Source organism: Profundibacterium mesophilum KAUST100406-0324, from assembly GCF_009835145.1.
In the GTDB taxonomy this organism is placed as follows: domain Bacteria; phylum Pseudomonadota; class Alphaproteobacteria; order Rhodobacterales; family Rhodobacteraceae; genus Profundibacterium; species Profundibacterium mesophilum.
Map to the genome: position 1 here is coordinate 1 of NZ_APKE01000054.1, position 2,458 is coordinate 2,458.

Consider the following 2,458-nt stretch of genomic DNA (forward strand, 5'->3'; position numbering starts at 1 on the left):
TGTCAAGGGCGGTGCAAAATTGGTCCATTAGGGCGGCGTAAAAGTAGGCCAGTTTGGATTGAGCCGTTTGTTTGATTTTAGAGGCGCCCGGGGACCTGCGGCTCCTCACATAGCAAGCGGGTTCCCGGGCGCATTGCCCCGTGAGGGGCAGTTTCTGATCAGGTGTTCTGGGTTGCTTTTCGGCTCTGTGCGAGGCGGTAGCTTTCACCGTTCATCTCGAGGATGGAGACATGATGGGTGAGCCGATCGAGAAGTGCGCCGGTGAGACGTTCTGATCCGAGCGTTTCAGTCCATTCCTCGAAGGGGAGGTTGCTGGTGATCAATGTTGAGGCGCGTTCGTATCTCTGCGAGATTAGTTCGAAGAGGAGTTCTGCGCCGGTTTTGCTCAGTGGCACGAAGCCCAATTCATCAATGATCAACAGCTTGGGTGCCAGCATCTGCTTTTGCAGGCGCAGGAGCCGTTTCTCGTCACTGGCCTCAATCAGCTCATGGACAAGAGCCGCCGCGGTGGTGAAGCGAACCGGTATCCCTTTCTGACAAGCGGCCAATCCAAGGCCAAGAGCGACATGCGTTTTGCCCGTGCCACTGGGCCCCAGAGCGATCACGTTCTCGCGCCGCTCGATCCATCCGCAACGGGCGAGGTCCAACACCCGGGCTTTGTTCAGGGCGGGAATGGCCTGGAAATCGAAACTGTCCAGACTTTTGGGCGCCGGGAACTTCGCCGCCTTGACCCGTCGCTCCACCATACGCCGCTCCCGATCGATGAGTTCCAATTCGATCAATCTGTGGAGGAACTGGATGTGATCCTTCCCCTCGACGGCGCACTGTCGCGCCTGCTTCTCGTATTCGCGCAATACGGTGGGCAGTTTGAGCTTCTTGAGGTGATGGGCCAGCAGAAGGTCCGGGACTTCCGTCATGCGGTTCCCTCCGACAGGAGCGCCATGTAACTCGCGGCTTTTGTCGTCTGAACCGCAGTCCGGGGAAGATAGGGGTAGAGGGACAGATCGAGCCGAGCGGGGCGGCGCTCCACTTGGCACAGGACCAGATGCTTGATCGCATCAAAGGCGATCGCCCGCTTTTGCAACGCCACCCGCACCGCCGCGCACAAAGTCGGCAGATCAAAGCTTTCCAGGAGCCGAAGCACCTGAATGAACTCTCGACGCCCTTGGCGGGCATGTCTCGCTTCCATCAGGCGACGCAGGGTTTGCAGCTCGTCGGGCATCTCCCAATCGACCAAAGGGGCGGCTTGGTCCAAGGCCCCGGGCTTCGTCTCCAGAAGGGCAAAGTAATGCACAGGGTCGAAGATCATTTGTTCGCGCTCGTAGCAGCGGGCGTGACGGGCGATGACCCCACCACCACAGCCGATCTCGACCACATTCACAAACGCACGGATCGTGACCTCCCGTAAGCCATAGGTGCTGGGAACCGAGTAATCATTGGATTTGTAGCGCACCAGAGATTGGGAGCTGACCCGCTTCAGCCGTTCGCCGATCGTCTCCCGGTGCCCATGCAAGACAGCCGACTGCCGTGCCAGACATTGCTCTTCGAGCCAGTCATTGAAGCTGTCCAGATCAGGGAATTCCGGCAGCGGCACCATCAGGTTGCGCCGGGACCAGCCCACCAGACCTTCGACATTGCCTTTATCATTCCCCTTGCCTGGGCGGCCGTAGCGATCATCAAAAAGGTAGTGTGACAACATCTCCGTGAACATCTGCGTCCGCCGACGCCGCCCACCGGATTCGATCTTCGCAACAAGGCAGCTGTCATTGTCATAGACCACCGAGAGCGGCACGCGCCCGAAGAACTCAAAGGCGTGAACATGCCCGTCCATCCAGGCTTCTGTTGTCGCCGCATGATAGGCCCGCACATAGCATGCATCGCTGTAGGGAAGGTCAAAGGCAAAAAAGTGGATCTTCTGTTCAACGCCCCCCAGGATGACAACGGCCTCACCGAAATCGGCCTGCCCGTGACCCGGAGGATGTGCGAGTGGAATGAACATCTCCCGCGCTTTTTGACGATGCCCCCGAACATAGTCCTTCACGGTCGTATAACCGCCGGTGAAGCCTTCTTCCTCACGAAGCCGTTCAAAGATCCGCTTCGCCGTATGGCGTTGCTTCTTCGGACGGTTCTGATCCTCCAGAAGCCATTGGTCAATTGTATCGGTGAAGGCTTCCAACTTCGGGCGCCGAACTTTCTGGCTCCGGCGGTAACCAGGGGGAGACGAATACGCGCACATCTTGTCGACCGTTCCACGGGCAAGGCCAAAATCACGGGCGATCGAACGTTTGCTACGCCCCTCATCGAAATGCGCGCGGCGCACGGCTAAATAAACTTCCACGGTGAAAATCCTCCGGCCCTCCCTGCAAAGACAGTGAGAGCAAAAGTGGACGACTTTTGCGCCGCCCGCCCCGGCAAAATACCGGCGCTACCGTGGCCTAATTTGCAACCGCCCTATACA

The 2,458-nt window shown here is 58.5% G+C and carries 2 protein-coding genes; both read right to left on the minus strand.

What is annotated here, in order from left to right; genetic code table 11:
- Positions 1–158: 158 nt before the first annotated feature.
- Entirely contained in the window at positions 159–917 is a 759-nt protein-coding gene (gene istB / locus PMES_RS16085; RefSeq protein ID WP_114961186.1) for an IS21-like element helper ATPase IstB, read from the minus strand.
- Complete coding sequence (gene istA / locus PMES_RS16090; protein ID WP_159966740.1) at positions 914–2,347, minus strand: IS21 family transposase; 1,434 nt, start codon at positions 2,345–2,347, stop codon at positions 914–916. Before istA ends, istB begins: the two co-directional genes overlap by 4 nt.
- Between the last annotated feature and the right edge of the window lie 111 nt (positions 2,348–2,458).